Annotated in this window: 22 protein-coding genes; 9 read left to right on the top strand and 13 right to left on the bottom strand. The window is 61.9% G+C overall.

Annotated features, from left to right (window positions below; genetic code table 11):
• The first annotated feature begins 145 nt into the window (after positions 1–145).
• The 3 genes from ACUTQY_RS19970 to ACUTQY_RS19960 all read left to right on the top strand — a co-directional run bounded on the left by ACUTQY_RS19970 (position 146) and on the right by ACUTQY_RS19960 (position 1,925).
• Entirely contained in the window at positions 146–805 is a 660-nt protein-coding gene (locus ACUTQY_RS19970) for a 7-cyano-7-deazaguanine/7-aminomethyl-7-deazaguanine transporter (protein WP_025304889.1), read from the top strand.
• Between the two features lie 41 nt (positions 806–846).
• On the top strand, positions 847–1,281 hold the full coding sequence (locus tag ACUTQY_RS19965) for a GNAT family N-acetyltransferase (RefSeq protein WP_046688054.1): 435 nt from the start codon (positions 847–849) through the stop codon (positions 1,279–1,281).
• An 80-nt stretch (positions 1,282–1,361) separates the two neighbouring features.
• The gene (locus tag ACUTQY_RS19960; RefSeq protein ID WP_046688053.1) at positions 1,362–1,925 is read left to right on the top strand and encodes a DcrB family lipoprotein; all 564 of its coding nucleotides are present in this window, start codon (positions 1,362–1,364) and stop codon (positions 1,923–1,925) included.
• 35 nt (positions 1,926–1,960) lie between these two features.
• On the opposite strand, the gene glpC is transcribed toward ACUTQY_RS19960, so the two are convergent.
• Genes glpC through glpA form a run of 3 tightly spaced genes read right to left on the bottom strand, consistent with a single transcriptional unit; the run spans position 1,961 to position 6,064 of the window.
• A complete protein-coding gene (glpC, locus tag ACUTQY_RS19955) occupies positions 1,961–3,160 on the bottom strand; it encodes an anaerobic glycerol-3-phosphate dehydrogenase subunit GlpC (protein WP_033645005.1) in 1,200 nt (399 codons plus the stop codon).
• Complete coding sequence (gene glpB / locus ACUTQY_RS19950) at positions 3,157–4,425, bottom strand: glycerol-3-phosphate dehydrogenase subunit GlpB (RefSeq protein ID WP_103101689.1); 1,269 nt, start codon at positions 4,423–4,425, stop codon at positions 3,157–3,159. Before glpB ends, glpC begins: the two co-directional genes overlap by 4 nt.
• Positions 4,415–6,064: an anaerobic glycerol-3-phosphate dehydrogenase subunit A gene (gene glpA, locus ACUTQY_RS19945; RefSeq protein ID WP_038874123.1), complete on the bottom strand. Its 1,650-nt coding sequence runs from the start codon at positions 6,062–6,064 to the stop codon at positions 4,415–4,417. The genes glpB and glpA overlap by 11 nt, the downstream gene beginning before the upstream one ends.
• A 364-nt stretch (positions 6,065–6,428) precedes the next feature.
• Here glpA and glpT point away from each other — a divergent pair, with 364 nt between their 5' ends.
• Positions 6,429–7,784 carry a glycerol-3-phosphate transporter gene (glpT, locus tag ACUTQY_RS19940; protein ID WP_033645009.1) on the top strand — a complete coding sequence of 452 codons (1,356 nt, stop codon included), beginning with the start codon at positions 6,429–6,431 and terminating at the stop codon, positions 7,782–7,784.
• 82 nt (positions 7,785–7,866) lie between these two features.
• Positions 7,867–8,946 (top strand): glycerophosphodiester phosphodiesterase, encoded by a 1,080-nt coding sequence (gene glpQ, locus ACUTQY_RS19935; RefSeq protein ID WP_025304882.1) that lies wholly within the window; start codon positions 7,867–7,869, stop codon positions 8,944–8,946.
• 43 nt (positions 8,947–8,989) lie between these two features.
• Here glpQ and yigL read toward each other — a convergent pair whose 3' ends face one another.
• A complete protein-coding gene (yigL, locus tag ACUTQY_RS19930) occupies positions 8,990–9,787 on the bottom strand; it encodes a sugar/pyridoxal phosphate phosphatase YigL (RefSeq protein WP_033652427.1) in 798 nt (265 codons plus the stop codon).
• A gap of 4 nt (positions 9,788–9,791) precedes the next feature.
• The gene (pldB, locus tag ACUTQY_RS19925) at positions 9,792–10,835 is read right to left on the bottom strand and encodes a lysophospholipase L2 (RefSeq protein ID WP_046688051.1); all 1,044 of its coding nucleotides are present in this window, start codon (positions 10,833–10,835) and stop codon (positions 9,792–9,794) included.
• Between the two features lie 147 nt (positions 10,836–10,982).
• On the opposite strand from pldB, the gene rhtB reads away from it, so the two are divergent.
• Positions 10,983–11,603 carry a homoserine/homoserine lactone efflux protein gene (gene rhtB / locus ACUTQY_RS19920; RefSeq protein WP_033645013.1) on the top strand — a complete coding sequence of 207 codons (621 nt, stop codon included), beginning with the start codon at positions 10,983–10,985 and terminating at the stop codon, positions 11,601–11,603.
• A gap of 48 nt (positions 11,604–11,651) precedes the next feature.
• Here rhtB and rhtC read toward each other — a convergent pair whose 3' ends face one another.
• Entirely contained in the window at positions 11,652–12,272 is a 621-nt protein-coding gene (gene rhtC / locus ACUTQY_RS19915) for a threonine export protein RhtC (protein WP_033645015.1), read from the bottom strand.
• Positions 12,273–12,284: 12 nt separating this feature from the next.
• On the bottom strand, positions 12,285–14,117 hold the full coding sequence (gene recQ / locus ACUTQY_RS19910; RefSeq protein WP_046688049.1) for an ATP-dependent DNA helicase RecQ: 1,833 nt from the start codon (positions 14,115–14,117) through the stop codon (positions 12,285–12,287).
• Between the two features lie 199 nt (positions 14,118–14,316).
• Between recQ and ACUTQY_RS19905 the strand changes: the two genes are divergently transcribed.
• Both ACUTQY_RS19905 and rarD read left to right on the top strand, forming a co-directional pair.
• Complete coding sequence (locus ACUTQY_RS19905; protein ID WP_033645017.1) at positions 14,317–14,787, top strand: thioesterase family protein; 471 nt, start codon at positions 14,317–14,319, stop codon at positions 14,785–14,787.
• Between the two features lie 66 nt (positions 14,788–14,853).
• Positions 14,854–15,741 carry an EamA family transporter RarD gene (gene rarD / locus ACUTQY_RS19900; RefSeq protein WP_033645018.1) on the top strand — a complete coding sequence of 296 codons (888 nt, stop codon included), beginning with the start codon at positions 14,854–14,856 and terminating at the stop codon, positions 15,739–15,741.
• Between the two features lie 16 nt (positions 15,742–15,757).
• Here the strand turns inward: rarD and corA are convergent, their stop codons facing one another.
• Positions 15,758–16,708 (bottom strand): magnesium/cobalt transporter CorA, encoded by a 951-nt coding sequence (corA, locus tag ACUTQY_RS19895; protein ID WP_004934262.1) that lies wholly within the window; start codon positions 16,706–16,708, stop codon positions 15,758–15,760.
• 446 nt (positions 16,709–17,154) lie between these two features.
• Here corA and ACUTQY_RS19890 point away from each other — a divergent pair, with 446 nt between their 5' ends.
• Positions 17,155–17,628: a WbuC family cupin fold metalloprotein gene (locus ACUTQY_RS19890; protein ID WP_025160392.1), complete on the top strand. Its 474-nt coding sequence runs from the start codon at positions 17,155–17,157 to the stop codon at positions 17,626–17,628.
• Positions 17,629–17,671: 43 nt separating this feature from the next.
• Here the strand turns inward: ACUTQY_RS19890 and uvrD are convergent, their stop codons facing one another.
• The 5 genes from uvrD to dapF form a co-directional block, all read right to left on the bottom strand.
• Positions 17,672–19,834: a DNA helicase II gene (uvrD, locus tag ACUTQY_RS19885; protein ID WP_025304874.1), complete on the bottom strand. Its 2,163-nt coding sequence runs from the start codon at positions 19,832–19,834 to the stop codon at positions 17,672–17,674.
• Between the two features lie 78 nt (positions 19,835–19,912).
• Positions 19,913–20,629 (bottom strand): 5-amino-6-(5-phospho-D-ribitylamino)uracil phosphatase YigB, encoded by a 717-nt coding sequence (gene yigB, locus ACUTQY_RS19880; protein ID WP_033636653.1) that lies wholly within the window; start codon positions 20,627–20,629, stop codon positions 19,913–19,915.
• Positions 20,629–21,540 (bottom strand): tyrosine recombinase XerC, encoded by a 912-nt coding sequence (gene xerC, locus ACUTQY_RS19875; protein ID WP_033645020.1) that lies wholly within the window; start codon positions 21,538–21,540, stop codon positions 20,629–20,631. The genes yigB and xerC overlap by 1 nt, the downstream gene beginning before the upstream one ends.
• A complete protein-coding gene (locus ACUTQY_RS19870) occupies positions 21,537–22,250 on the bottom strand; it encodes a DUF484 domain-containing protein (RefSeq protein WP_033645022.1) in 714 nt (237 codons plus the stop codon). Before ACUTQY_RS19870 ends, xerC begins: the two co-directional genes overlap by 4 nt.
• Positions 22,247–23,071, bottom strand: a complete 825-nt coding sequence (gene dapF, locus ACUTQY_RS19865) for a diaminopimelate epimerase (RefSeq protein WP_004934244.1) — start codon at positions 23,069–23,071, stop codon at positions 22,247–22,249. The genes ACUTQY_RS19870 and dapF overlap by 4 nt, the downstream gene beginning before the upstream one ends.
• Between the last annotated feature and the right edge of the window lie 8 nt (positions 23,072–23,079).

Genomic DNA, 23,079 nt, shown 5'->3' with positions numbered 1-23,079 from the left:
TTCTGCGCAAGATGCGTTAACGTTTGCGTTAAATTTAACCATTGCATTGGTTGCGCAAACGCGTATCATGCCGCCGCGCAGCGTTTTTTGCTGTTTTGACAAGACACACTGGGTTCCCTCACCCCACTGCTAAAAAGGCTACAACATGTATTCGTTTACCGCACAGCAGCGCTTCACGGCGTTGGTCTGGCTTTCGCTGTTTCATATCGCCATCATTACCTCCAGCAACTACCTGGTGCAGCTGCCGATCACCGTTTTCGGCTTCCATACCACCTGGGGCGCCTTTACCTTCCCGTTTATCTTCCTGGCGACCGATCTGACCGTACGCATTTTCGGCGCGCCGCTGGCGCGACGTATTATCCTGGCGGTGATGGTGCCGGCGCTGTTCATCTCTTATGTGATCTCCACCGTCACCTATCAGGGAGAATGGCAGGGCTTCGCGGCGCTGAGCAGTTTTAACCTGTTCGTGGCGCGCATCGCCGTGGCCAGCTTTATGGCCTATGTGCTCGGCCAGATCCTCGACGTACACGTCTTCAACCGCCTGCGCCAACGCAGCGCCTGGTGGGTGGCGCCGGCGGCGGCGATGTTCCTCGGCAACATCAGCGATACGCTGGCGTTCTTCTTCATCGCCTTCTACAAGAGCAGCGATCCCTTCATGGCCAACAACTGGGTGGAGATCGCGCTGGTGGATTACAGCTTCAAGGTGATGATCTGCCTGCTGTTCTTCCTGCCGATGTACGGCGTGTTGCTGAACATGCTGCTCAAACGCATCGCGGCGCGCAGCGGCAGCCTGCAGCCGAGCTGAGTCGTGTTATTCTGGGCGGCCCTATCCTTTGGAGGCCGCCCATGCTCCCCATCGTCCGCACCGCCACGCTCGAAGAAATCCACCGCCTTTACCAAAGCATCCCCGAATTCGGCAGCCTGCATAGCCTGGCCGATCTGCAGCAGCGTATCGGCACCGCCCCCGCCAGCCTGTTGATCGCCGAGATAGACGGGCAGCCGGCCGGTTTCAAACTCGGCTATCAACGGCAGGAAACGGTGTTTTACAGCTGGCTGGGCGGCGTGCTGCCGGCATTCCGTCGCCACGGCGTGGCGCAGGCCTTGTTGGCCGAACAAGAACGCTGGGCGCGGGTGCAGGGCTATCGCCAACTGACGGTCAAAACCCGTAACCGGTTCCGCGCCATGCTGACGATGCTGCTCGCCCACCACTATCAGATTGTTCAGCTGGAAAAGAAAGGCGAAGTGGCTGATTATCGGCTATTACTGGAAAAAAACTTGTGACAACATCTGCCTTGCATTTCAACCTGGAATAGGTTGCGATACGACAGTGAATCCCTACCGGAAAGGAAGAAGGAAGCCCGATGCGTAAAGTAGCGAAATTGATGGGTATCAGCCTGCTGGCGCTTGGCCTCGCGGCCTGCGACGGCGACACCAAAGACACCAAGGCAGCGCCAGACGGCGCGGCGGCCAGCGCGCCGGCCGGGCAGCAGGTGAGCCTGCTGGACGGTAAGCTGGCGTTCACCCTGCCGGTCGGCATGGCGGATCAGAGCGGCAAGCTGGGCAACCAGGCCAACAACATGCATGTTTACGCAGACAGCACCGGCCAGCGCGCAGTGATCGTCATCTTGGGCGACAAGACCGCAGACAGCCTGGAGACCCTGGCCCAGCGCCTGGAGAACACCCAGCGCGCGCGTGACGCCAACCTGCAGGTGATCACCAACAAAGCGCTCGACGTCAACGGTGTGCCGCTGCGTCAGCTGGACAGCATCATCACCAGCGGCGGTGAAAAGGCGTATTCTTCCGTCCTGATCGGCTCGCTGAACAACAACATGCTGACCATCCAGGTAACGCTGCCGGCAGACAATCAGCAGCAGGCGCAGACTGAAGCCGAAGGCATCATCTCCACCCTGAAGCTGAAGCAGTAATCCCACAGAGGGCCGGCTTGCCGGCCCTTTCGTTTTTATGCCAGCGCCTGCGCCAGCAGGGTGATCGGATGTTCGCAGCGTTTGCTGGTGGACATTTCGATCTGCCACTTGCAGGTTTCGCAGTCGGTCACCACCAGATCCACTCCGCTCTCTTCTATCTGCCGGAACAGCGGCGCGCCAATGCCTTGCGACGTGGCGTAGTTCTCCGATTTGAACCCGTAAGTGCCGGCGATGCCGCAGCACTGCGAATCCAGCACCACCAGCTCCAGCCCCGGTATCTGCCGCAGCAGCTCCAGGGTATAGGCGGTCCAGCCCATCTTCTCCATATGGCAAGGCGTGTGATAAGCCACCCGCAGCGGCGTGCGCTTGAGCGGCAGGCTGCGCCCCTGATTGATCAGGCGATAGAGATAGCGCGTCGCCAGCTCCACCCGATCGCGCACCGCAGTGGTGTCTACGTCCAGCAGATGAGGGTATTCGTCACGCAGGGTGAAGGTGCAGCTCGATGAGGTCGCCACCACCGGAATGCCGCGCTCCAGCACCGTTTCCTGCAGCGATTCGGCATTGACCCTGGCCTGCTTTTTAGCCTGCTCGATAAATCCGTTGGCGATCAGCGGCACGCCGCAGCATTTCTCGCGTTTCAGCAGCTGCACGCCGATATCCAGCGCGTTGAACACCCGGACCAAATCCTTGCCCAGCTGCGGGTGGTTATAGTTGACGAAGCAACCGTGGAAGAATGCCACCTGCTCGGCGTAACGCTGCTGAGCCTGCGCCTGTTGCCGGTACCAGCGGCGGAAGGTGCCGAAGGAATATTTCGGCAGTTCGCGCCGGTGATCGATCTTCAGCGCCTTGTCCAGCAGCTTGCGCACCGGTTTCAACCCGGTGGCGGCGTTGACGATCGGCGCAAACGGCGTCGACAGCGATCCCATGATATCGGTATGGCTGAGGATGGCATCGCGCAGCGTCGGCTTGCTCTGGGCGAAGTCGGCGCGGGCGCGCTGAATGATGTCGCCGATTTTGACGTCGGACGGGCAGGCCACTTCACAACGCTTGCAGTTGGTGCAGTATTTCAGCGCTTCGTCGTACAGCGCCGGGTCTTTCAGCCGCAGCCGCTCGCCGTCCGGCCCCGCCTGTTTCGGCCCCGGGTAGAGCGGGTTCACTTTGGCGACCGGGCAGTAAGTGGTGCAGACGGTGCATTTGATGCAGCTTTCAAAGCTGTGGTCCCGATGCAGGCTCATACGTTCTCCTCCGCGGCGATCTGCTGCGCGACGTGCAGCGCGCCGATCAATGACACGCCGGCGCCGCAGCCCTGCTGCAGCGGGTCGTAGCCGCCGGCGACCGCGCCGATGGCGTACAGGTTGTCGAACGGCACTCCCTGCTTCATCGCCCGCAACCTGCCGTCGGTACGCACGCCGAACTGCAGGTAAGGCTGCGGCGCGAACAGCTCGCGTCGGCTCCAGTCGGCGCGATCCGCCCGACTGTGTACGTCCAGCCCGAAGATCGGTTCGCGCACCCCGTCGAAATCGGCCACCAGTCCATTGCTGAAGAAGCTGCCGCTGGCCAGCACCACCTGCTGCGCCCGCAGCGGAATATCGCCGTGGTTGCGGGTGTACAAACCGGTGACGCGGCTGGCCTCGCTCTCGGCGCGCAGCACGCTGTCGCCCGGCATGAAAACGCCGCCCAACTGCTGGAAACGCCGCCGCAGCGCCTGATGCAAGCGCATGCCGGGCACCGAAGGCGGCAACGTCGGCAGCAGTCGGATCGGCTTGCCGACCGCATCCTGCAGCACCTCCAGCGACGCGTCGTCCTCCAGACCCAGACAGGCCGGCAGGAAGAGCGCCTCGGCCTCGCCCGCCAGCCGCCGCAGCTCTTCGGCCATCGGCGGCAGGCTTTCCATCAAATCCAGTACCCGGGCGATGTTCACCGCGCGGAACTCGCTGGGATTATTGCGCAATCTGTCCAGCGCCGGCATGTGCAGATAGGCCACGTCCGTCTGCACGCCGAGCTCGCGGCTCAGGGCGTCGGCGGCCATCTGCGGTTGGAAGTCGAGGAACCCTTCGATGCCGATCACCGCAATACGCCGCCACGGCAGTTGGCCGGTCAGCGGCAGCGTCGGGATCGCCTGCGGGCTGAGCCAGGTGGCGCGGCGCGTGCCGAGCGGCGTGATGCGCAGATGGTTGTTCACCCCCTCGCCCTGCAGATTCAACCCGCAGCGTTCCAGCAGCCGCTGCGCGGCGGCGGACAGCGCCGCCACCCGGCCGGGCCCGATCAGGGCGTACGGATGCTGCGGCGCCTGTTGCGCCAGCTGCGGCAACGCCGCCAGCGGCATCTCGACCGGCGTGCCGTCCGGCAATCTCGCCAGCAGATCGAGCGAGCCTGAGGAGAAGTAGAGCGCGCTCTGGCCAGAACTAACCACCGCGCAGCGCTTGCCCTGTTCGGCCACGGCAATGGCGCAGCTCAGGCCCGCCAGACCACCGCCAATCACCACAACGTCAAATCGCATCATCCGCCTCCTGCTCCTGGTCGGCCTGGGCTTCAAGCCCGCATAATCCCTGGTAAACCCAACTGGTGAATTCGCTCTCGCGCAGCGCATCGCCCCAGGCGATCGGCCGTACGCCTTTCCAGCGTTCGTTGAGGAACTGCGACAGCTGCGCGATGGATTGCTGCGGCGTGCTGACGTTAAAGCGCGTCAACAGCCCGGCGGCGCGGCAGGCGCAGAGTTCGCCCTGGCAGGTGCCCATGCCGACGCGGGTGCGGCGGCGCAGATCCACCAGGTTATTGACGGTCAGCGAGTTGACCGCATAGCGCACTTCCCCGGCGGTCACCGCCTCGCATTCGCACACCAGGCTGGTGTCGAGCCGATCGGCCGCCGGCACCTGGCTGGCGCGATCGCCGTGGCGGTAAATTGCCGAGCCGCGAATGCTGGCGGGCAGAGAAACCACGCTGCGCACCGTTTCCTCCGCCGACTGACGGGATCCGGGCAGCGCGTCCTGCGCGGTGGTGCACGGACTATTTACGCCGAGCTTTTCGCATACCTTGTCGGTGGCCCACTCCGCCATCAGGCGGTAGGTCATCAGCTTGCCGCCGGTAATGGTGATAAACCCTTCCAGCCCGTCGCGGGCGGCGTGATCGAGCAGCACGATGCCGCGGCTGACGTTGCGCCCGCTGGGATCGTCGTCGCTGGCCACCAGCGGCCGCACCCCGGCATAGGCGCGCAAAATGCGGGTCTGCGCCAGGGTGGGCGCCAACAGCGCCCCTTCGCGGATCAGAATATCCACCTCCTGCGGGGTCACCAGCATGTTGTCAATTTGGTCGTAGTCGATATGGGTCGAGGTCGTGCCGATCAGCGAGATGGTGTCGCCTGGCACCAGGATGTCGGCGTCCGCCGGTTTGCGGCAGCGGTTGATCACCATGTTGTTGATGCGATGGCCGAGGATCAGCAGCGCTCCCTTGGCCGGGAACATGCGGATGCGCAAATCGGCGTATTCGGCGATCTGCTGGCCCCAGATGCCGGCGGCGTTGACCACCACCGGCGCATGCAGCTCATAGCGCCGCTGATTCTGATGGTCGTAAACGCGCACGCCCGTCACCCGATCGCCGCTGCGCAGCAACCCCACCACCTGATGGTAGGTCAGGATCTGCGCGCCGTGCTCGCGCGCGTCCAGCATATTGGCGGCGGTCAGCCGGAAGGGATCGACGGTGCCGTCCGGCACCCGCACCGCGCCGATCAGCGCCGGGTTAGCCGCCGGCTCCAGCCGCAGCGCCAGCTGCGGGTCGATCGCTTCGGCGTCGATGTCGGCCTGGCGACAGGCGGCGATAAACTGCTGCTGATAGTCCAGCGAGTCTTGCGGCAAGGTGATGAACAGCCCGTTGGTGCGCTCGATACAGTGATGCGCGATGCGTTTCAGGATGCGGTTCTCTTCTATGCATTCGCGCGCCGACTCGCCGTCGGTCACCGCATAGCGCGCGCCGCTGTGCAGCAAACCGTGGTTGCGGCCGGTGGCGCCGGTGGCGATGTCGTGGCGCTCCAGCAAAATGCATCGCAAGCCGCGCCGCGCACAGTCGCGGGCAATGCCTGCGCCGGTGGCGCCGCCGCCGATGATGATCACATCCGTTTCGCCGCCGTCAAAATAGCTGCTCATGTCGCTCCCTCAGGATCGGTAGTTATGAGCCTATTGAGCCACGGTTACTAGGGTCTTTGTTTGATAAGGAACAATAACGAACATGAAACGAAATAAAAATGTCCACAAAAAACCATCAATGTGATCATAATCACGATTTTTGGACGTTTTTCTATTTCATAACGTTAACGAATCGCTCAAAATCCGCCGTGGTTTCATGAAAGTGTAACAATTGCGCCATTCGTCACAGCGACACCAGGCGTATTTGATGACAATGGCGCTCGTTATGGAACACAAAAACACCACATTCGATATCCGCTCAATCATCAAATGAACGTAAAAGGTCATATTGATGTGATAACAGATAAAGCCATCGGAGGCGCTCATGTTGAGTATTTTTAAGCCGGCCGCACACATCGCCCGTGTGCCGAGCGATAAGGTAGACCCGCTCTACCGTAAGCTGCGCTGGCAAATTTTCCTGGGGATCTTCTTCGGTTACGCCGCCTACTATCTGGTGCGTAAGAACTTCACCCTGGCCATGCCTTACCTGATCGAACAAGGCTTCAGCCGCGGTGACCTCGGCTTCGCGCTGTCGGGCATCTCCATCGCCTACGGCTTCTCCAAATTCATCATGGGTTCGGTCTCCGACCGTTCCAACCCGCGAGTGTTCCTGCCTGCCGGCCTGATCCTGGCGGCGGCGGTGATGTTGTTCATGGGCTTCGTGCCGTGGGCAACCTCCAGCATCGCCATCATGTTCGTCCTGCTGTTCCTGTGCGGCTGGTTCCAGGGCATGGGCTGGCCGCCGTGCGGCCGCACCATGGTGCACTGGTGGTCGCAGAAAGAACGCGGCGGCATCGTCTCCATCTGGAACTGCGCCCACAACGTGGGCGGCGGCCTGCCGCCGCTGCTGTTCCTGCTGGGCATGGCCTGGTTCAACGACTGGCACGCGGCGCTGTACATGCCGGCCTTCGGCGCCATCCTGGTGGCCCTGATCGCCTTCGGCCTGATGCGCGACACCCCGCAATCCTGCGGCCTGCCGCCGATTGAAGAGTACAAAAACGACTACCCGGACGACTACAGCGAAAAAGACGAAGAAGAGCTGACCGCCAAGCAGATCTTCATGCAGTACATCCTGCCGAACAAGCTGCTGTGGTACATCGCGGTCGCCAACGTGTTCGTCTACCTGCTGCGTTACGGCATTCTGGACTGGTCGCCGACCTACCTGAAAGAAGTGAAGCACTTCGCGCTGGACAAGTCTTCCTGGGCCTACTTCCTGTATGAATACGCCGGTATCCCGGGCACCCTGCTGTGCGGCTGGATGTCGGACAAAGTGTTCAAAGGCAACCGCGGCGCCACCGGCGTGTTCTTCATGACGCTGGTGACCATCGCCACCGTGGTGTTCTGGATGAACCCGGCCGGTAACCCGACCGTGGATATGATCTGTATGCTGGTCATCGGCTTCCTGATCTACGGTCCGGTGATGCTGATCGGCCTGCACGCGCTGGAGCTGGCGCCGAAGAAAGCCGCCGGCACCGCCGCGGGCTTCACCGGCCTGTTCGGCTACCTGGGCGGCTCGGTTGCGGCCAGCGCCATCGTCGGTTACACCGTAGACTTCTTCGGTTGGGACGGCGGCTTCATGGTGATGATCGGCGGCGGCGTGCTGGCGGTTATCCTGCTGCTGCTGACCATGCTGAACGAGAAGAAACACCACGCGGAAATCGCTGCCGGCAAGCGCGGCTAACCGTCACACGACTTTTGCATGATTTAAAGGCCGCCCTGCGGCCTTTTTACTACCCTGCCCCCAACAACACGGAGAAAACGGAATGCGGACTCAAGTCAAAGCCCTGCTGACAGGGATCATTCTCGCCACCTCAATGGTCAGCGCCGCGCAGGCGGCGGACAAAGTGGTGATCGCCCACCGCGGTGCCAGCGGCTACCTGCCGGAACACACCCTGCCGGCGAAGGCGATGGCCTACGCGCAAGGCGCCGATTACCTCGAGCAAGATCTGGTGATGACCAAGGACAACGAGCTGGTGGTGCTGCACGACCATTACCTCGATCGCGTCACCGACGTCGCCGAACGTTTCCCGAACCGCGCACGCAAAGACGGCCGTTATTACGCCATCGACTTTACGCTGGCGGAGATCAAATCGCTGAAGTTCACCGAAGGCTTTGACATCGAAAACGGCAAGAAGGTACAGGGCTACCCTGGCCGCTTCCCGATGGGCAAATCCGACTTCCGCGTCCACACCTTCCAGGAAGAGATCGAATTCGTACAGGGTCTGAACCATTCGACCGGCAAAAACATCGGCATCTATCCTGAAATCAAAGCGCCTTGGTTCCACAAGCAGGAAGGCAAAGACATCTCCAGCAAAGTGCTGGCGGTGCTCAAGCAGTACGGCTACACCGGCAAGAACGACAACGTCTACCTGCAGTGCTTCGACGCCAACGAGCTCAAACGCATCAAGAACGAGCTGGAGCCGAAGCTGGGCATGGATCTGAAGCTGGTGCAGCTGATCGCCTACAACGACTGGCAGGAAACCTACGAGCAGAAAGCCGACGGCAAGTGGGTGGAATACGACTATGACTGGATGTTCAAACCGGGCGCGATGAAGAAAATCGCTCAGTATGCCGACGGCATCGGGCCGGACTACCACATGCTGGTGGTGGCGGATCAATCCAAACCGGGCCACATCGTGCTGACCGACATGGTGAAAGAAGCGCACGCCAGCAAGCTGGCGGTGCACCCGTTCACCATCCGCGCCGATGCGCTGCCGAAGTACGTGACCGACGTAAACCAGCTGTATGACGTGATTTACAACCAGGCCGGCGTCGACGGCGTGTTCACCGACTTCCCGGACAAGGGCGTGCAGTTCCTGCAGAAGCAGGGCCAGCACAAGTAATAACAAGGGCGCCGCAAGGCGCCCTGATTATTTAAAGGTTATTTCAGAGGAACATCTTGCGCAGGTAGTGCGGCACCGCGTTATCGGCATTGGAACCGATCACCTCCAGCTCCGGCAGCATATCCTTCAGGCGCTGATGCGCATCGCGCATGATGCAGCCCTTGCCGGCCATCGACAGCATCTCCAGATCGTTCATGCCGTCGCCGAAGGCGATGCACTCTTGCAGCGTGTAACCGATGATCTTGGCCACTTCTTCCAGCGCATGCCCTTTCGACACACCGCCCGCCATCACTTCCAGGCAGGTTGGGAACGAGAAGCTGACGTTGACCCGATCGCCCCAGCGGGCGTTGATGGCGTCTTCCACCTGCAGCAACCGCTCGTGGTCTTCACAGGTGAAGTAAACCTTGCAGACGCCATCGGTTTCCAGCAGGCCCGGCTCGAACAGCTGATATTTGAACACCGACTCCTGGAAGAACTCTTCCTGCTCCGGGCTTTCGCGGTTGGTAAACCAATCGTCGTTGCGGTAGACGTTAGTGGTGATCTGCGGATCGTCGTGCAGCATGCCGTACAGATCGCGGGCGATATCCCCGTCCAGGTTATGGCTGAAGATCAGCTCGCCGGCCGTGTTGTGCACCCGCGCGCCGTTGGAGGTGATCATAAAGGCGCTGATTTCCAGGCTGTCGCGGATCTGCGCCACGTCGATGTGGTGGCGGCCGGTGGCGAACACGAAATGCACGCCTCGCTGGGTCAGCAACTTCAGCGTTTCTTTGGCGTACGGCGACAGGGTATGGTCGGGAGACAGCAGCGTGCCATCTAAATCGGAAGCGACGACGTGATACATAGCGTTATGTTCTAACCTCTGATGGAGTTGTCGGCGGCAGCGCGCCGCCTAAGTGTTGAGCAAAGAAGCGCAGGATTGCGTTCAGTGCTTCGGCGCGCATCGCGTCCCGCTCGAACAGGATCTCATGGCGTGCGCCGTTGATAACCCACGGAAGCCCCCCTTCGCAAGGGCGCCCCGCGTCTGACAGAGCCTGACAAAAAGCCTGGTGCGAACGGTTGTCAACCACCCGTTCTTCACCGGCCTGCAAAAGCAACAGCGGCGTTGTGATTTTCCCGGCCTGCGCGATGATCTGCCGGCCGGCGCGGATGCTCTCACGCACCCAATGGTAAGTCGGCCCGCCCACCTGCAGCTCGGGATAGTCGGCGTAATAACGCAGGCTGCGCCGGTAGCGCTCGCGGCTGTGGGTCAACACGTTGACCACATAGGGCAGCGGACGCCACTGGCCGGTGCCCACCGCGTAATAATCACGGATCGCCGGGCGTGTCTCCACCCAGTCGAGAATGCGGTCGGCCAGCCAGCCCGGCATCGGCAACTGGATGCCGAACATCGGCGCGCAAAACGCCGCCGCGTCGAACGCCTGCGGCCGGCGCTGCAGGAACTGCGCCAGGATCGCGCCGCCCATCGAATGCGCCAGCGCGAAACGCTGCCGGTAACCGCGCGACTCGACCTCGCGCAGCCACAGCTGCTCGAAATCGTCCACGTAGTCGGCAAAGTTTACCACATGACCGCGGTGCGTATCCGCCAGTAAACGCCCGGAGCGCCCCTGGCCGCGATGATCGACGATCATCACGTCGTAACCGCAGTGGAACAGGTCGTAGGCCACCTCAGGGTATTTCACGTAGCTTTCGATGCGGCCGGGGCTGACCACCACAACCCGCTGATGCCGCGCGGAACGGAAGCGCACAAAGCGGATCGGCACGCCGTCCACGCCGCTGAACTCGCCTTCTTCGCGCTGCCGCCAGAAATCCAGCAGCGGCCCGGTGGCGAAGGCAGCGAACTGCGTTTCACGCGTTAACCAGTCATCGGAGCTGAGAGTGAACGAGGTCATCGAGAGCGTTTTCCCTGTGGAGCCGGCGGAAAATGTGACCGCTGGCACAAGAAATCATACTAGCGTATTGTGATTCAATTCTGACAAAAAACGGCGCCGCCTCGGCGCATTGTGGCACAAAACGACACTTTCAGGGAGCCGAGAACCATGACCTTGGACTGGTGGTTAACCTACCTGCTGACCACGCTTATCCTTAGCCTGTCCCCCGGATCCGGCGCCATCAACACCATGAGCACCGGCATCAGCCACGGCTATCGCGGCGCCGCCGCGTCAATCGCCGGGCTGCAGGTCGGGCTGAGCGCGCACATCGTGCTGGTGGGCATCGGCCTCGGCGCGCTGATATCGCAATCGCTGCTGGCGTTCGAGCTGCTGAAATGGCTGGGCGCCGCCTACCTGGTGTGGCTCGGCATCCAGCAATGGCGCGCCGCCGGCGCGCTGGATCTGCATGCGCTGGCGGGCAGCATGCCGCGCCGCCGCCTGTTCCGCCGCGCAGTGCTGGTCAACCTGACCAACCCGAAAAGCATCGTGTTCCTCGCCGCGCTGTTCCCGCAGTTCATCTTGCCCCATCAGCCGCAGGCCGAACAGTATCTGGTGCTCGGCGTCACCACCGTGGTGGTGGATATTCTGGTGATGATCGGTTACGCCACCCTGGCGACGCGCATCGCCGGCTGGCTGAAGACCCCGCGTCAAATGCAGCTGCTCAACCGGGTGTTCGGTTCGCTGTTCATTTTGGTGGCGGGGCTGCTGGCGACCGCCCGCAAAGCCTGACAAAAAAGGCCGGGCATCGCTGCTCGGCCTTGGGCATTTCACTGCCGGTTAGCGGGTAAAGATCAGGTGTAACCCGAAGCCGGTAAACAGCACGCCAGCCACCCCGTCTATCCACTTGGCCAACCGCTGATAACCGCGGCGCATCGCCGGCAGCGCGAACACCACCGCCACCAGGCTGAACCAGACGAAGGTCTCGGCGACGATCAGCAAGAACAGCCCCCAACGCGCCCCGGCGCCGACGCTGTCGCCGACGAACAGCGAGAACACGCTGCCGAAATAGATCACCGCTTTCGGGTTGGACAGGTTGGTCAAGAAGCCGCGAATAAAGCTGCGCCCGGCCTTCGGCAACGCCACCTGGGCCTCTGCCGCGGGCGGAGCTTGCTGCGCCCGCGCGGAACGCAGCAGTTGCCACCCCATCCAGCACAGGTAAATGCCGCCGCCGACCATGATTATCTGATGCAGCCAGGCCATCTTCTGCAGGATCAGATGCAGCCCCATCAACGCCACGCCGGCCCATACCACGATGCCGAGCGAAATGCCGACCACGCCCATCATCGCCTCGCGGCGCGAGCGGCTGGCGGCGGTCTGCGACACGAAAAAGAAGTCCGGCCCCGGGCTCATCAGCGCAATCAGATGCACCAGCGCCACGGTGAGAAACAGCATCAGCATGATTTATCGCCCTCAGTCTTCGTCATTGTCGAGATGGTCGCGGATCATCGCCATAAAGGGCGCGCCGAAACGCTCCAGTTTGCGCTGCCCCACGCCGTTGACGCTCAGCAGATCGCCGGCCTTGATCGGCATCTGTTCGGCCATTTCCAGCAGCGTGGCGTCGTTGAACACCACATAGGGTGGAATGTTTTCTTCGTCGGCGATCGACTTGCGCAGTTTGCGCAGCTTGGCGAACAGCTTGCGATCGTAATTGCCGCCGTAGGATTTCTGGTTGGCGCTACTGCGCGACTTCAGGCTCTGAATGCGCGGCACCGCCAGCTGCAGCGCCACCTCGCCGCGCAACACCGGACGCGCCGCCTCGGTCAATTGCAGCGCCGAGTGCATGGCAATGTTCTGGGTGATAAAGCCCAGGTGGATCAGCTGACGCAGCACGCTGGTCCAGTGCTCCGTGGTTTGATCGCGGCCGATGCCGTACACCGGCAGCTTGTCGTGACCGTATTCGCGAATGCGCTGATTGTTGGAGCCGCGCAGCACTTCCACGATGTACCCGAGGCCGAAGCGCTGGCCGACGCGGTACACGCAAGACAGCGCCTTGCGCGCGTCCTCCAGCCCGTCGTAGCGCTTGGGCGGATCGAGGCAGATATCGCAGTTGCCGCAGTTTTCGTGCTTGCCTTCGCCGAAGTAGTTGAGCAGCACCAGGCGACGGCAGGTTTGCGCCTCGGCGAAAGCGCCCATGGCGTTCAGCTTGTGACGCTCGATGTCCAGCTGTTGCCCGGCGGGTTTCTCCTCCAGACAGCGGCGCAGCCAGGCCATGTCGGCCGGATCGTACAGCAGGATGGCTTCGGCCGGCAGGCCGTCGCGCCCGGCGCGGCCGGTCTCCTGATAATAGGATTCGATATTGCGCGGGATGTCGAAATGCACCACGAAACGCACGTTGGGTTTGTTGATGCCCATGCCGAAGGCGACGGTGGCCACCACCACCTGCAGATCGTCACGCTGGAACGCTTCCTGCACCTGGGCGCGGCGATCGTTGTCCAGCCCCGCGTGGTAAGCGCCGACGCTCAGGCCACGGCTTTGCAGGCGCGCGGCGGTGTCTTCCACCTTGGCGCGGCTGTTGCAATAGATAATGCCGCTCTTGCCGCGCTGATCCTGCACGAAGCGCCACAGCTGATCGAGCGGTTTGAATTTTTCCACCAGCGTGTAGCGGATGTTCGGCCGGTCGAAGCTGCTGACCTGCACCAGCGGATCCTGCAGCGACAGCAGACGCACGATATCGCCGCGCGTGGCTTCGTCGGCAGTGGCGGTCAACGCGATCACCGGCATCGACGGGAAGCGCTGTTTCAACTGCCCCAGCGCGCGGTATTCCGGCCGGAAGTCGTGGCCCCATTGGGAGATGCAGTGCGCCTCATCCACCGCCAGCATCGCCGGCGGGCAGTGATCGAGCAGGTTGAGGAAGCTTTCCATCATCAGCCGCTCCGGCGCGATGTACAGCATCTTGATGGTGCCGTTGCGGCAGCCGGCCATGACGTCCAGCTGCTCCTCGCGGGTTTGCGTCGAGTTGTAGCAGGCGGCGGAAACGCCGTAGGCCAACAGTTGGTCGACCTGATCCTTCATCAGCGAGATCAGCGGAGAAACGACCAGCGTCAGGCCGTCCATCACCAGCGCAGGGATTTGGTAACACAACGACTTGCCGCCGCCGGTCGGCATCACCACCAGGCAATCCTGCCCGCCGATCGCGGCATTGATAATCGTTTGCTGCCCCGGACGGAATTGCTGGTAGCCGAAGGTATCGCGCAATACCTGCTCGGCCAGCAACTCTCTGTTAATCACTGCTGCGGTTGACACACACTTCCCCATTTTTTCATCGGTACACACCCACCGGGTATGATTACACAATATCGTTCAGCATGACACCAACGCGCGCGTGACTCTTTTGCCTAAACGGGCTGGCAAGCAACAAAGGTTAAGCATAAAATCAACATTCCATTAACCTGGACTGACCAGTTAGCTCCCTTAAAACGCAAAAGAAAAACGGAAACCCGCTATGTCGACAACACCACTGACCCTGGAAGCCGCCCGCCGCAAGATCGGCGAAATTTTTGTCTACCACATGCCGTTCAACCGCGAGCTTGGCCTGGAGCTGCGCCGCTTCGACGATGACTACGTCGAGCTGAGCTTCACCAACCAGCGCAAGCTGGTCGGCAACGCCGCGCAGGAAATTCTGCATGGCGGCGTGATCGCCGCCGTGCTTGACGTCGCCGCCGGGCTGGCCTGCGCCGGCGGCGTGCTGACACGCCTGGAGCCGCTGGTCGAAGAGGAGATCGCCGCCAAGCTGTCGCGCATGGGCACCATCGACCTGCGCGTCGACTACCTGCGCCCCGGCCGCGGCGAGCACTTCGTCGCCTCCGCCAGCGTGCTGCGCAGCGGCAACAAAGTCGCCGTCGCGCGCGTAGAACTGCATAACCACGACGGCCTGCATATCGCGACCGCCACCGCCACCTACCTGGTCGGCTGATGATTGTGTGCGGTGAGCGTCTTCAGTACACTCACCGCATCTTAAGTTCCCCACCAGAGTGACGTCATGGACGCAAAGCAAACGCGTCAGGGCATTTTCTTTGCCCTGGCCGCCTATTTTATGTGGGGCATCGCCCCGGCTTATTTCAAACTGATCCAGCAAGTGTCCGCGGATGAGATCCTCACCCACAGGATCATCTGGTCGTTTTTCTTCATGCTGGCGCTGATCACGCTGGGCCGCAACTGGCCTAAAGTGCGCGCCGCCTGCCAAAATCGCAAACGGCTGCTGTTGCTGGCGGTCACCGCGCTGTTGATCGGCGGCAACTGGCTGCTGTTCATCTGGGCGGTGAACAATCACCATATGCTGGAAGCCAGCCTGGGCTACTTCATCAACCCGCTGGTTAACGTGCTGTTGGGGATGCTGTTTCTCGGCGAACGTTTCCGCCGCATGCAGTGGGTGGCGGTGGCGCTGGCGTTCACCGGGGTGCTGGTGCAGCTCTGGCAGTTCGGGTCGTTGCCGATCATCGGTCTGGGGCTGGCGTTCAGCTTTGCCTTCTACGGCCTGCTGCGCAAGAAAATCGCCATCGACGCGCAGACCGGCATGCTGATTGAAACGCTGTGGCTGCTGCCGGTGGCGGCGGCCTATCTGTTCCTGTTCGCCGACAGCCCCACCAGCCACCTGAGCGCCAACCCGTGGTCGCTGAACCTGCTGCTGGTCGCCGCCGGCATCGTCACCACCGTGCCGCTGCTGTGCTTCACCGCGGCGGCTACCCGGCTGCGCCTGTCGACGCTCGGTTTCTTCCAGTATCTCGGCCCGACGCTGATGTTCCTGCTGGCGGTCACCTTCTACGGCGAGACCGTCGGCCAGGACAAGCTGGTGACCTTCGGCTTTATCTGGGCGGCGCTGATCCTGTTCACCCTCGACGCGCTCTATACCCAGCGCAAGCTGCGCTGAGCCCGGCGCCGCCGGGTTACAGCCAGTTCTTGCGCTTGAAGTACAGGTAAGGGGCCAGGCCCGCCAGGATCATCAGCGTGATCGCGCCCGGGTAGCCGAACGACCATTTCAGTTCCGGCATGAATTCAAAGTTCATGCCGTAGCTGGAAGCCACCAGCGTAGGCGGCAGGAACACCACCGACACCACCGAGAAGATCTTGATAATACGGTTCTGTTCGATGTTGATGAAGCCCATCGCCGCCTGCATCAGGAAGTTCACCTTCTGGAACAGCGATTCGTTGTGCGGCAGCAGGGATTCGATGTCGCGCAGCACTTCACGCGCCTGCTCCAGCTGGCCGGTCGGCAGACGCGCCTTGCGCACCAGGAAGTTGAGCGCGCGCTGGGTATCCATCAGGCACAAACGCACCTTCCAGCCGATATCTTCCAGCTCCGCCAGCGTCGAGAGCGCGGCGTCGTATTCGTCGCCCTGATGCCCTTCCATGATCACCCGACTGAGCTGTTCCAGATCGCTGTAGATATTCTCTATCTCGTCCGCCAGCTGTTCAATCTTGGTCTCGAACAGATCCAGCAGCAGTTCGTAAGCGTTGCCTTCGAGCATCGTCTGGTTGCGGGCGCGCATGCGGTACAGGCGGAACGCCGGCAGTTCGCGCTCGCGCAGGGTATACAGACGCCCGTCGCGGATGGTGAAGGCCACCGTGGAGTTGCCGGCATGATCTTCCGCATCTTCAAAGTAGAAGAAGGAGTGGATATGCAGACCGTCTTCGTCTTCGAAGAAACGGGCGGAGGCTTCGATGTCGTCCAGTTCAGGACGCGTCGCCAGGCTTTGTCCCAGCTCATTCTGCACGCGCTCACGCTCGCCCTCTTCCGGCTCGACCAGATCAACCCACAGCGATGACGTGAGATCATCTGAGTCGTCCAGTTCCAGACGGGACAAGCGGCGGTTATCTAATTTAAAAGCGCTCAGCATGTGCCAAAACTCCGTGAAGGTAACGGGTGCGGACAACGCGTTGAAGCACAGAAACAGAGGGAGATGCGTATCACCGATTTGTTTCAGACCATGAAGAGATCTGACTCATAGCGACACTTTGCGGGGTCGCCGACAACCACGAAGGCTATCAGCAAAAACGGAGAGCCTTAGAAGTTATACCTGCGGCGCAGGTCAGTGAGCCAGTATCTACTGGGTGTGTCCAAGGCGTCTGTCCTCAATGATAATAGTGCGCGCATGTTACGCCGAGAAGAAAAAGCCTGTCAACACGTTAGGCGGGATAATTGCGCAACAAATCATCACGATGATCAATAGCAGAAATGGGGCTTAAACCGTACTGAAAAAGTCGCGGCGATCGCTTACCGCCACCAAGAATGTTGCTAAGATGACATCACCCTAATGGTACGACAAGCATGCGGATTTAAATGATGAAACAGATTACCGCCCATGAACTGACCGCGATGAGCGAACAGGCCGCCAGCGTGGCCCGCCTGCGCGCGCACCGCACCTTACACGAAGAGCTGAGCGACCCGGTGCAACGCCTGGCTATCGCCATGGAACCCGGCACCTATATCCGCCCGCACCGCCACCCGCAAACCTGGGAGCTGCTGACGCCGCTGCGCGGCCGCTTTGTGGTGCTGCAGTTCAACGATGACGGCGTCGTAACACAGCGCACCCTGCTTGGCGAAGAAACCAAAGTGCTGGAGATGCCGGCCTTTACCTGGCATGCGGTGCTGTCGGTCGATGCCGGCGGCGTAGTGTTCGAAGTGAAGCAGGGCCCGTATCAGGCGCTGACCGAAGAAGACTGCATGCAGTGGGCGCCGCAGGAAGGCGGTGAAGGCACCGAAGCGGTGATGCGCTGGTATGCCACCGCACAGGTCGGCGACCGGTACCCTCACTGATCGTGAAAGGTTGCAGGGGCTGGCCCCTGCAACGCCTCTCTCTTTATACCGTTTCCAAACGCGCGTAGGCCGCCACCAGCCATTTGATGCCCTCACCCGGGAAGGCGATCTGCAGCCGGCTGTGCTCGCCACTGCCCTCCAGATTGACGATGGTGCCTTCGCCAAACTTGGGATGACGCACGCGCTGGCCCAGCTTGTAACCGGTGTCGTTCTCGCTGATCGGCGTGCCCATGCGGCGGTGATTGACCGGGCGCGATACGCTGGCGCGCAGGCGCACTTCTTCCACGCACTCCTCCGGCAATTCGCCGATAAAGCGCGACGGCCGGTGATAAACCTCTTTGCCGTACAGACGGCGCGTTTCGGCATAGGTCAGCGTCAGTTTCTGCATGGCGCGCGTCACGCCCACATAGGCCAGACGGCGCTCCTCCTCCAGACGGCCGCCTTCGTCCAGCGACATCTGGCTCGGGAACATGCCTTCTTCCATGCCGACGATAAACACCAGCGGGAACTCCAACCCCTTGGCCGAGTGCAGGGTCATCAGCTGCACCGCGTCCTGATAGGCGTCGGCCTGGCCTTCGCCCGCTTCCAGCGCCGCATGCGACAGGAATGCCTGCAGCGGCATCAGATCCTGATCTTCTTCCTGATAGCTGAACTGGCGCGTCGCCGTCACCAGTTCCTCAAGGTTTTCGATGCGCGCCTGTCCCTTCTCGCCCTTTTCCTGCTCATACATGATGAACAGCCCGGAATCGCGGATCACCCGATCGGTCTGCACGTGCAGCGGCATATCGGCGGTTTCATGCGCCAGCGACTCCACCAGCTCGATGAAGCGCTGCAGCGCCGACGCGGCGCGGCCGGCCAGAACCTTGTCCTGCATCAGTTCGCGCGTCGCCTGCCACAGCGTCAGCTGGCGATCGCGCGCCGCCTGGCGCACTACGTCGAGGGTGCGATCGCCGATGCCGCGCGTCGGGGTGTTGACCACGCGCTCGAAGGCCGCGTCGTCGTTGCGGTTGGAGATCAGGCGCAGGTAAGCCAGCGCATCCTTGATTTCCTGACGTTCGAAGAACCGCTGGCCGCCGTAGATGCGGTACGGCATCGCCGTCTGCAGCAGCGCCTCTTCCAGCACGCGCGACTGGGCGTTGCTACGGTACAAAATGGCGCAGTCGTTCAGCGCGCCGCCGTTGTCTTGCCAGGTCTTGATGCGGTTGACCACGAAGCGCGCTTCGTCGAGTTCGTTGAAGGCGCAGTAGAGGGAAATCGGCTCGCCTTCGCCGCCTTCGGTCCACAGGTTTTTCCCCATGCGCCCGTCGTTGTTGGCGATCAGGGTGTTGGCCGCTTTCAGGATGTTGCTGGTGGAACGGTAGTTCTGCTCCAGGCGGATGGTTTCCGCGCCGGGGAAATCCTTCAGGAAGCGCTGGATGTTTTCCACCTGCGCGCCGCGCCAGCCGTAGATCGACTGGTCATCGTCGCCGACGATCATCACGTTGCTGTTGCCGCCCGCCAGCAGGCGGATCCAGGCGTACTGGATGCTGTTGGTATCCTGGAATTCGTCCACCAGCACGTTGGTGAAACGTTCGCGGTAGTGGTTGAGGATATGCGGCTTGTTCAGCCACAGCTCGTGCGCGCGCAGCAGCAGCTCGGCGAAATCCACCAGCCCCGCGCGATCGCAGGCTTCCTGATAGGCCTGGTAGATGCGCAGCCAGGTGGCCTCTACCGGGTTGTTGTAGGTCTCGACGTGCTGCGGGCGCAGGCCTTCGTCTTTCTTGCCGTTGATGTACCACATCGCCTGACGCGGCGGCCACTGTTTCTCGTCGACGTTCAGCGCCTTGATGATGCGCTTGAGCAACCGCAGCTGGTCGTCGCTGTCGAGGATCTGGAAATCCTGCGGCAGGTTGGCTTCCAGATGATGAGCGCGCAGCAGGCGGTGCGCCAGACCGTGGAAAGTGCCGATCCACATGCCGCCCTGGCTGGTGCCGATCAGATGTTCGATGCGGTGGCGCATTTCCGCCGCCGCCTTGTTGGTGAAGGTCACCGCCATGATCGAATACGGTGAGCAGTTCTCCACCGACAGCAGCCAGGCGATGCGATGTACCAGCACCCGCGTCTTGCCGCTGCCCGCTCCGGCCAGAACCAACAGGTTGCTGCGCGGCGCCGCCACGGCTTCACGTTGTTTTTCATTCAGGCTGTCGAGCAGATCGGAGACGTCCATAGGCACCACTAATGGTTAAGGAAAAACCCGCCGGCGACGGGTTTTTCACTGGAAATTTATACAGAGTTCTGGCAGGGATTATAACAATGCTGTCAGCGATGCCAACTGCGAAATCTCAATATGCGGCAGCAGGCGGCTGTCGGCGGCCTGCATCAGGCTGCGTTGCCGATCGTTGATCCAACAGGCCTGCAGCCCCGCGCGCAGCGCGCCGGCCACGTCGGTGGTCAGATCGTCGCCCACGTGCAGGATCTGCTCGGGCGCCACGCCCAGCCGCTCGACGGCCAGGTGATACATGTCCTGATACGGCTTGGCGCGCCCGTCCGGCCCGGAACGCAGCACAAACTGAAAGTAGCCGTCCAGGCCGCACTGCGCCGGATCGGCGTTGCCGTTGGTGATCGCCACCAGCGGGTAGCGCGCCGCCAGCGCCTTCAGCGTGGCATGGGTCGCTTCCGGCACCTCGATACGGCTGCGCCACAGCGCGAAATTCTGCATCGCCGCATCGGCCCCGATCGCCGCTTCGGCGTCGCGCAGCCCCTGCCGGCTCAACGCCAGATGAATGGCGCGCCAGCGCCACTGGGTGACGTCGTGGTAGATCTCCGGATCCTGCTCGCGCAGTTCCTGGCGCAGGCGGTGGAAATCCGCCGACTGGAAGCCGTTCAGGCCGGGATGGTAGCTCTGCAGGAAGGCCACCGACTGCTGCTCGGTTTGCCGGATCACCGGACGGTTGTCATACAGCGTGTCGTCCAGATCGAAAGTCAGCGCCGCCAGCGGGCGCAGCGGGCGATAAAAATGCATCAGGATTTCCCCCGTTTGGCGCGCGGATGCGCGGCATCGTACACGTTCGCCAGATGTTGAAAGTCGAGGTGGGTATAAATTTGCGTGGTGGTCAGGTTGGCGTGGCCGAGCAGCTCCTGCACCGCGCGCAGATCGCCGCTGGACTCCAGCATATGGGTGGCGAAGGAGTGGCGCAGCTTGTGCGGATGGATATGGCTATTGACGCCCTGCTTCACGCCCCATTCGGCGAAGCGTTTTTGCACGTTGCGCGTCGAGATGCGTCGCCCCTGATTGGACAGGAACATGGCGTCGTCCTGCGGCCCAAACAGATCGCGCATCGCCAGCCAGTGTTCCAGCCAGGTGACGGCGGTGCGCCCAATCGGCAGTTTGCGTTCTTTGCTGCCTTTCCCCATCACCCACACCTCGCCGGCCGCCATATCGACATGGCGGCAATCCAGCCCCACCAGCTCGGAGAGGCGCAGGCCGGCGCCGTACATCACCTCCAGCATGGCGCGATCGCGCACCGCCAGCGGATCGTTGAGATCGATCTCCAGCAGCTGGTTCATTTCATCGACGTCGATGTTTTTCGGCAGATGGCGGCCGCTGCGCGGCGTGCGGATGCCCTTGGCAGGGTTGGCGTGCAGCACGCCCTGGCTGACCAGCCAATCGAGGAAGCTACGCAACGAAGAGAGCCGCAGCGCCAGGCTGGCGGACTGCAGACCGGCGCGTTTGCTGCGCGCCGCCAGCATGCGCACCCGGGCGGCGTCCAGCGTCGTCCAGTCGGTGACGCCGATCTCCTGCGCCAGGCGCATCAGCGCCGTCAGCTGGCGTGAATAGCTGAGCTGCGTCAGCGGGCTGAGTTGCCGTTCTACCTTGAGATAACGCAGAAAAGCGTCCACCGGCTGCTGCAGGCTGGGCGCAATCGGCGTCATGCGCGTTCGATCCAGCGTTCCAGCAGTGCCGGCAGCATGCGCGCCAGCTGATTGAGCATCACCGTACCCATGCCCTGCTGATAATGTTGCGTATCGCGGCTGCTGAAGATCACCATGCCCAGCTCGCCGTCGTCGCCCAACATCGACAGCGCCACCGAGCCAATTTGGCCAATCTGTTTGGCCTGCGGCAACAGCAGCAGCAGCTCGGGGCCGTTCAGGCTGCCGAGATAGTGTTGTTCGCTGCCCAGCCGCTGAATGCGGAACGGCTCGAACGCCGAACGCGTCAGCGCCAGGTGGGTGAAATCGGAAGGCGCGCCGATATTCCAGCGCTCGGCGAACAGCCGAACCGTGGCGCCGGCCAAACCGAAGCCGCGCGCCCAGCGCTGCAGCCGGTTTAGCATGTCCTGCAGGCTGTCGGCGGTGGCCAGATCGGCCTGCAGGTGCAGCAGCCTGGCGAACAGCCCTTCGTTGGCGCTGGCCTGCTCCATCAACAGCGTGATCTCTTCTTCCAGCCGTTCGATGTGATTGCGCTGACGAGCCAGATGCCATTCCACCAGCGAAACGGTGCCGCGCACCGGGTGAGGCACGCGCATCTGCTCAACCTGGCGCGCGTTGCGAATAAAGAAATCCGGGTTCTGCAGCAGGTACTGCATCACGGCGTCGTCATCCAGCGCCAGGCCGGCGACGCTCTGTTCTTCTACGCTTTTCATAGATGAATAAATCCGTCATAGACATGGGTTGCCGGACCGGTCATAAACAGCGGATTGCCCGGCCCTTTCCAGCGAATATGCAGGCTGCCGCCCGGCAGTTCTACATGCACCTCTTCTGACAGCAATTCCTGTTGGATCCCTACCGCCACCGCCGCACAGGCGCCGCTGCCGCAGGCCTGCGTTTCACCGGCGCCGCGCTCGTAAACGCGCAGCTTGATGTGATCGCGGCTGACCACTTGCATAAAGCCGATGTTGGCCCGTTCCGGGAAGCGCTCATGCCCTTCCAGCACCGGTCCAAGCAGCTCCACCTTGGCGGTTTTTACATCATCCACCTGCAAAACACAATGCGGGTTGCCCATCGACACCACGCCGCACAGCACGGTATGTTCCGCCGCGCGCATGATGTAGGTCTTTTCCGCCTTGGCGGCGCGGAACGGCACCGCCTGCGGATCGAAATTCGGCTCACCCATGTTGACGCACACCAGATCGTCGTCGGTGACGCTGAGCACCATACGCCCGGTTTGGGTGCTGACGCGGATATCGCGCTTGTTGGTCAACCCTTTCAGCCGCACAAAGCGCGCGAAACAGCGCGCGCCGTTGCCGCACTGCGCCACTTCGCTGCCGTCGGCGTTAAAAATTCGGTAGTGAAAATCCAGCTCGGGATCGTAAGGCGGTTCTACCACCAGCATCTGGTCAAAGCCGACGCCCAGGTGCCGATCGGCCAGCCGGCGGATCAGCTCAGGTGAAAAATAGACATTCTGTGTAACGGCATCGACCACCATAAAGTCGTTGCCCAGACCGTGCATTTTGGAGAACTGCATATCATACT

It is taken from the genome of Serratia sp. TSA_130.1 (genome assembly GCF_052691795.1).
The sequence above is the reverse complement of the archived record's forward strand: the minus strand, read 5'-3'. Positions and strand labels throughout refer to the sequence as shown.

Bases quoted from the DNA above. Each gene is read 5' to 3' on its own strand.
- ACUTQY_RS19970 (WP_025304889.1), top strand. From the start codon at position 146: ATGTATTCGTTTACCGCACAGCAGCGCTTCACGGCGTTGGTCTGGCTT.
- ACUTQY_RS19965 (WP_046688054.1), top strand. From the start codon at position 847: ATGCTCCCCATCGTCCGCACCGCCACGCTCGAAGAAATCCACCGCCTT.
- ACUTQY_RS19960 (WP_046688053.1), top strand. From the start codon at position 1,362: ATGCGTAAAGTAGCGAAATTGATGGGTATCAGCCTGCTGGCGCTTGGC.
- glpC (WP_033645005.1), bottom strand. From the start codon at position 3,160: ATGAGCCTGCATCGGGACCACAGCTTTGAAAGCTGCATCAAATGCACC.
- glpB (WP_103101689.1), bottom strand. From the start codon at position 4,425: ATGCGATTTGACGTTGTGGTGATTGGCGGTGGTCTGGCGGGCCTGAGC.
- glpA (WP_038874123.1), bottom strand. From the start codon at position 6,064: ATGAGCAGCTATTTTGACGGCGGCGAAACGGATGTGATCATCATCGGC.
- glpT (WP_033645009.1), top strand. From the start codon at position 6,429: ATGTTGAGTATTTTTAAGCCGGCCGCACACATCGCCCGTGTGCCGAGC.
- glpQ (WP_025304882.1), top strand. From the start codon at position 7,867: ATGCGGACTCAAGTCAAAGCCCTGCTGACAGGGATCATTCTCGCCACC.
- yigL (WP_033652427.1), bottom strand. From the start codon at position 9,787: ATGTATCACGTCGTCGCTTCCGATTTAGATGGCACGCTGCTGTCTCCC.
- pldB (WP_046688051.1), bottom strand. From the start codon at position 10,835: ATGACCTCGTTCACTCTCAGCTCCGATGACTGGTTAACGCGTGAAACG.
- rhtB (WP_033645013.1), top strand. From the start codon at position 10,983: ATGACCTTGGACTGGTGGTTAACCTACCTGCTGACCACGCTTATCCTT.
- rhtC (WP_033645015.1), bottom strand. From the start codon at position 12,272: ATGCTGATGCTGTTTCTCACCGTGGCGCTGGTGCATCTGATTGCGCTG.
- ACUTQY_RS19905 (WP_033645017.1), top strand. From the start codon at position 14,317: ATGTCGACAACACCACTGACCCTGGAAGCCGCCCGCCGCAAGATCGGC.
- rarD (WP_033645018.1), top strand. From the start codon at position 14,854: ATGGACGCAAAGCAAACGCGTCAGGGCATTTTCTTTGCCCTGGCCGCC.
- corA (WP_004934262.1), bottom strand. From the start codon at position 16,708: ATGCTGAGCGCTTTTAAATTAGATAACCGCCGCTTGTCCCGTCTGGAA.
- ACUTQY_RS19890 (WP_025160392.1), top strand. From the start codon at position 17,155: ATGAAACAGATTACCGCCCATGAACTGACCGCGATGAGCGAACAGGCC.
- uvrD (WP_025304874.1), bottom strand. From the start codon at position 19,834: ATGGACGTCTCCGATCTGCTCGACAGCCTGAATGAAAAACAACGTGAA.
- yigB (WP_033636653.1), bottom strand. From the start codon at position 20,629: ATGCATTTTTATCGCCCGCTGCGCCCGCTGGCGGCGCTGACTTTCGAT.
- xerC (WP_033645020.1), bottom strand. From the start codon at position 21,540: ATGACGCCGATTGCGCCCAGCCTGCAGCAGCCGGTGGACGCTTTTCTG.
- ACUTQY_RS19870 (WP_033645022.1), bottom strand. From the start codon at position 22,250: ATGAAAAGCGTAGAAGAACAGAGCGTCGCCGGCCTGGCGCTGGATGAC.
- dapF (WP_004934244.1), bottom strand. From the start codon at position 23,071: ATGCAGTTCTCCAAAATGCACGGTCTGGGCAACGACTTTATGGTGGTC.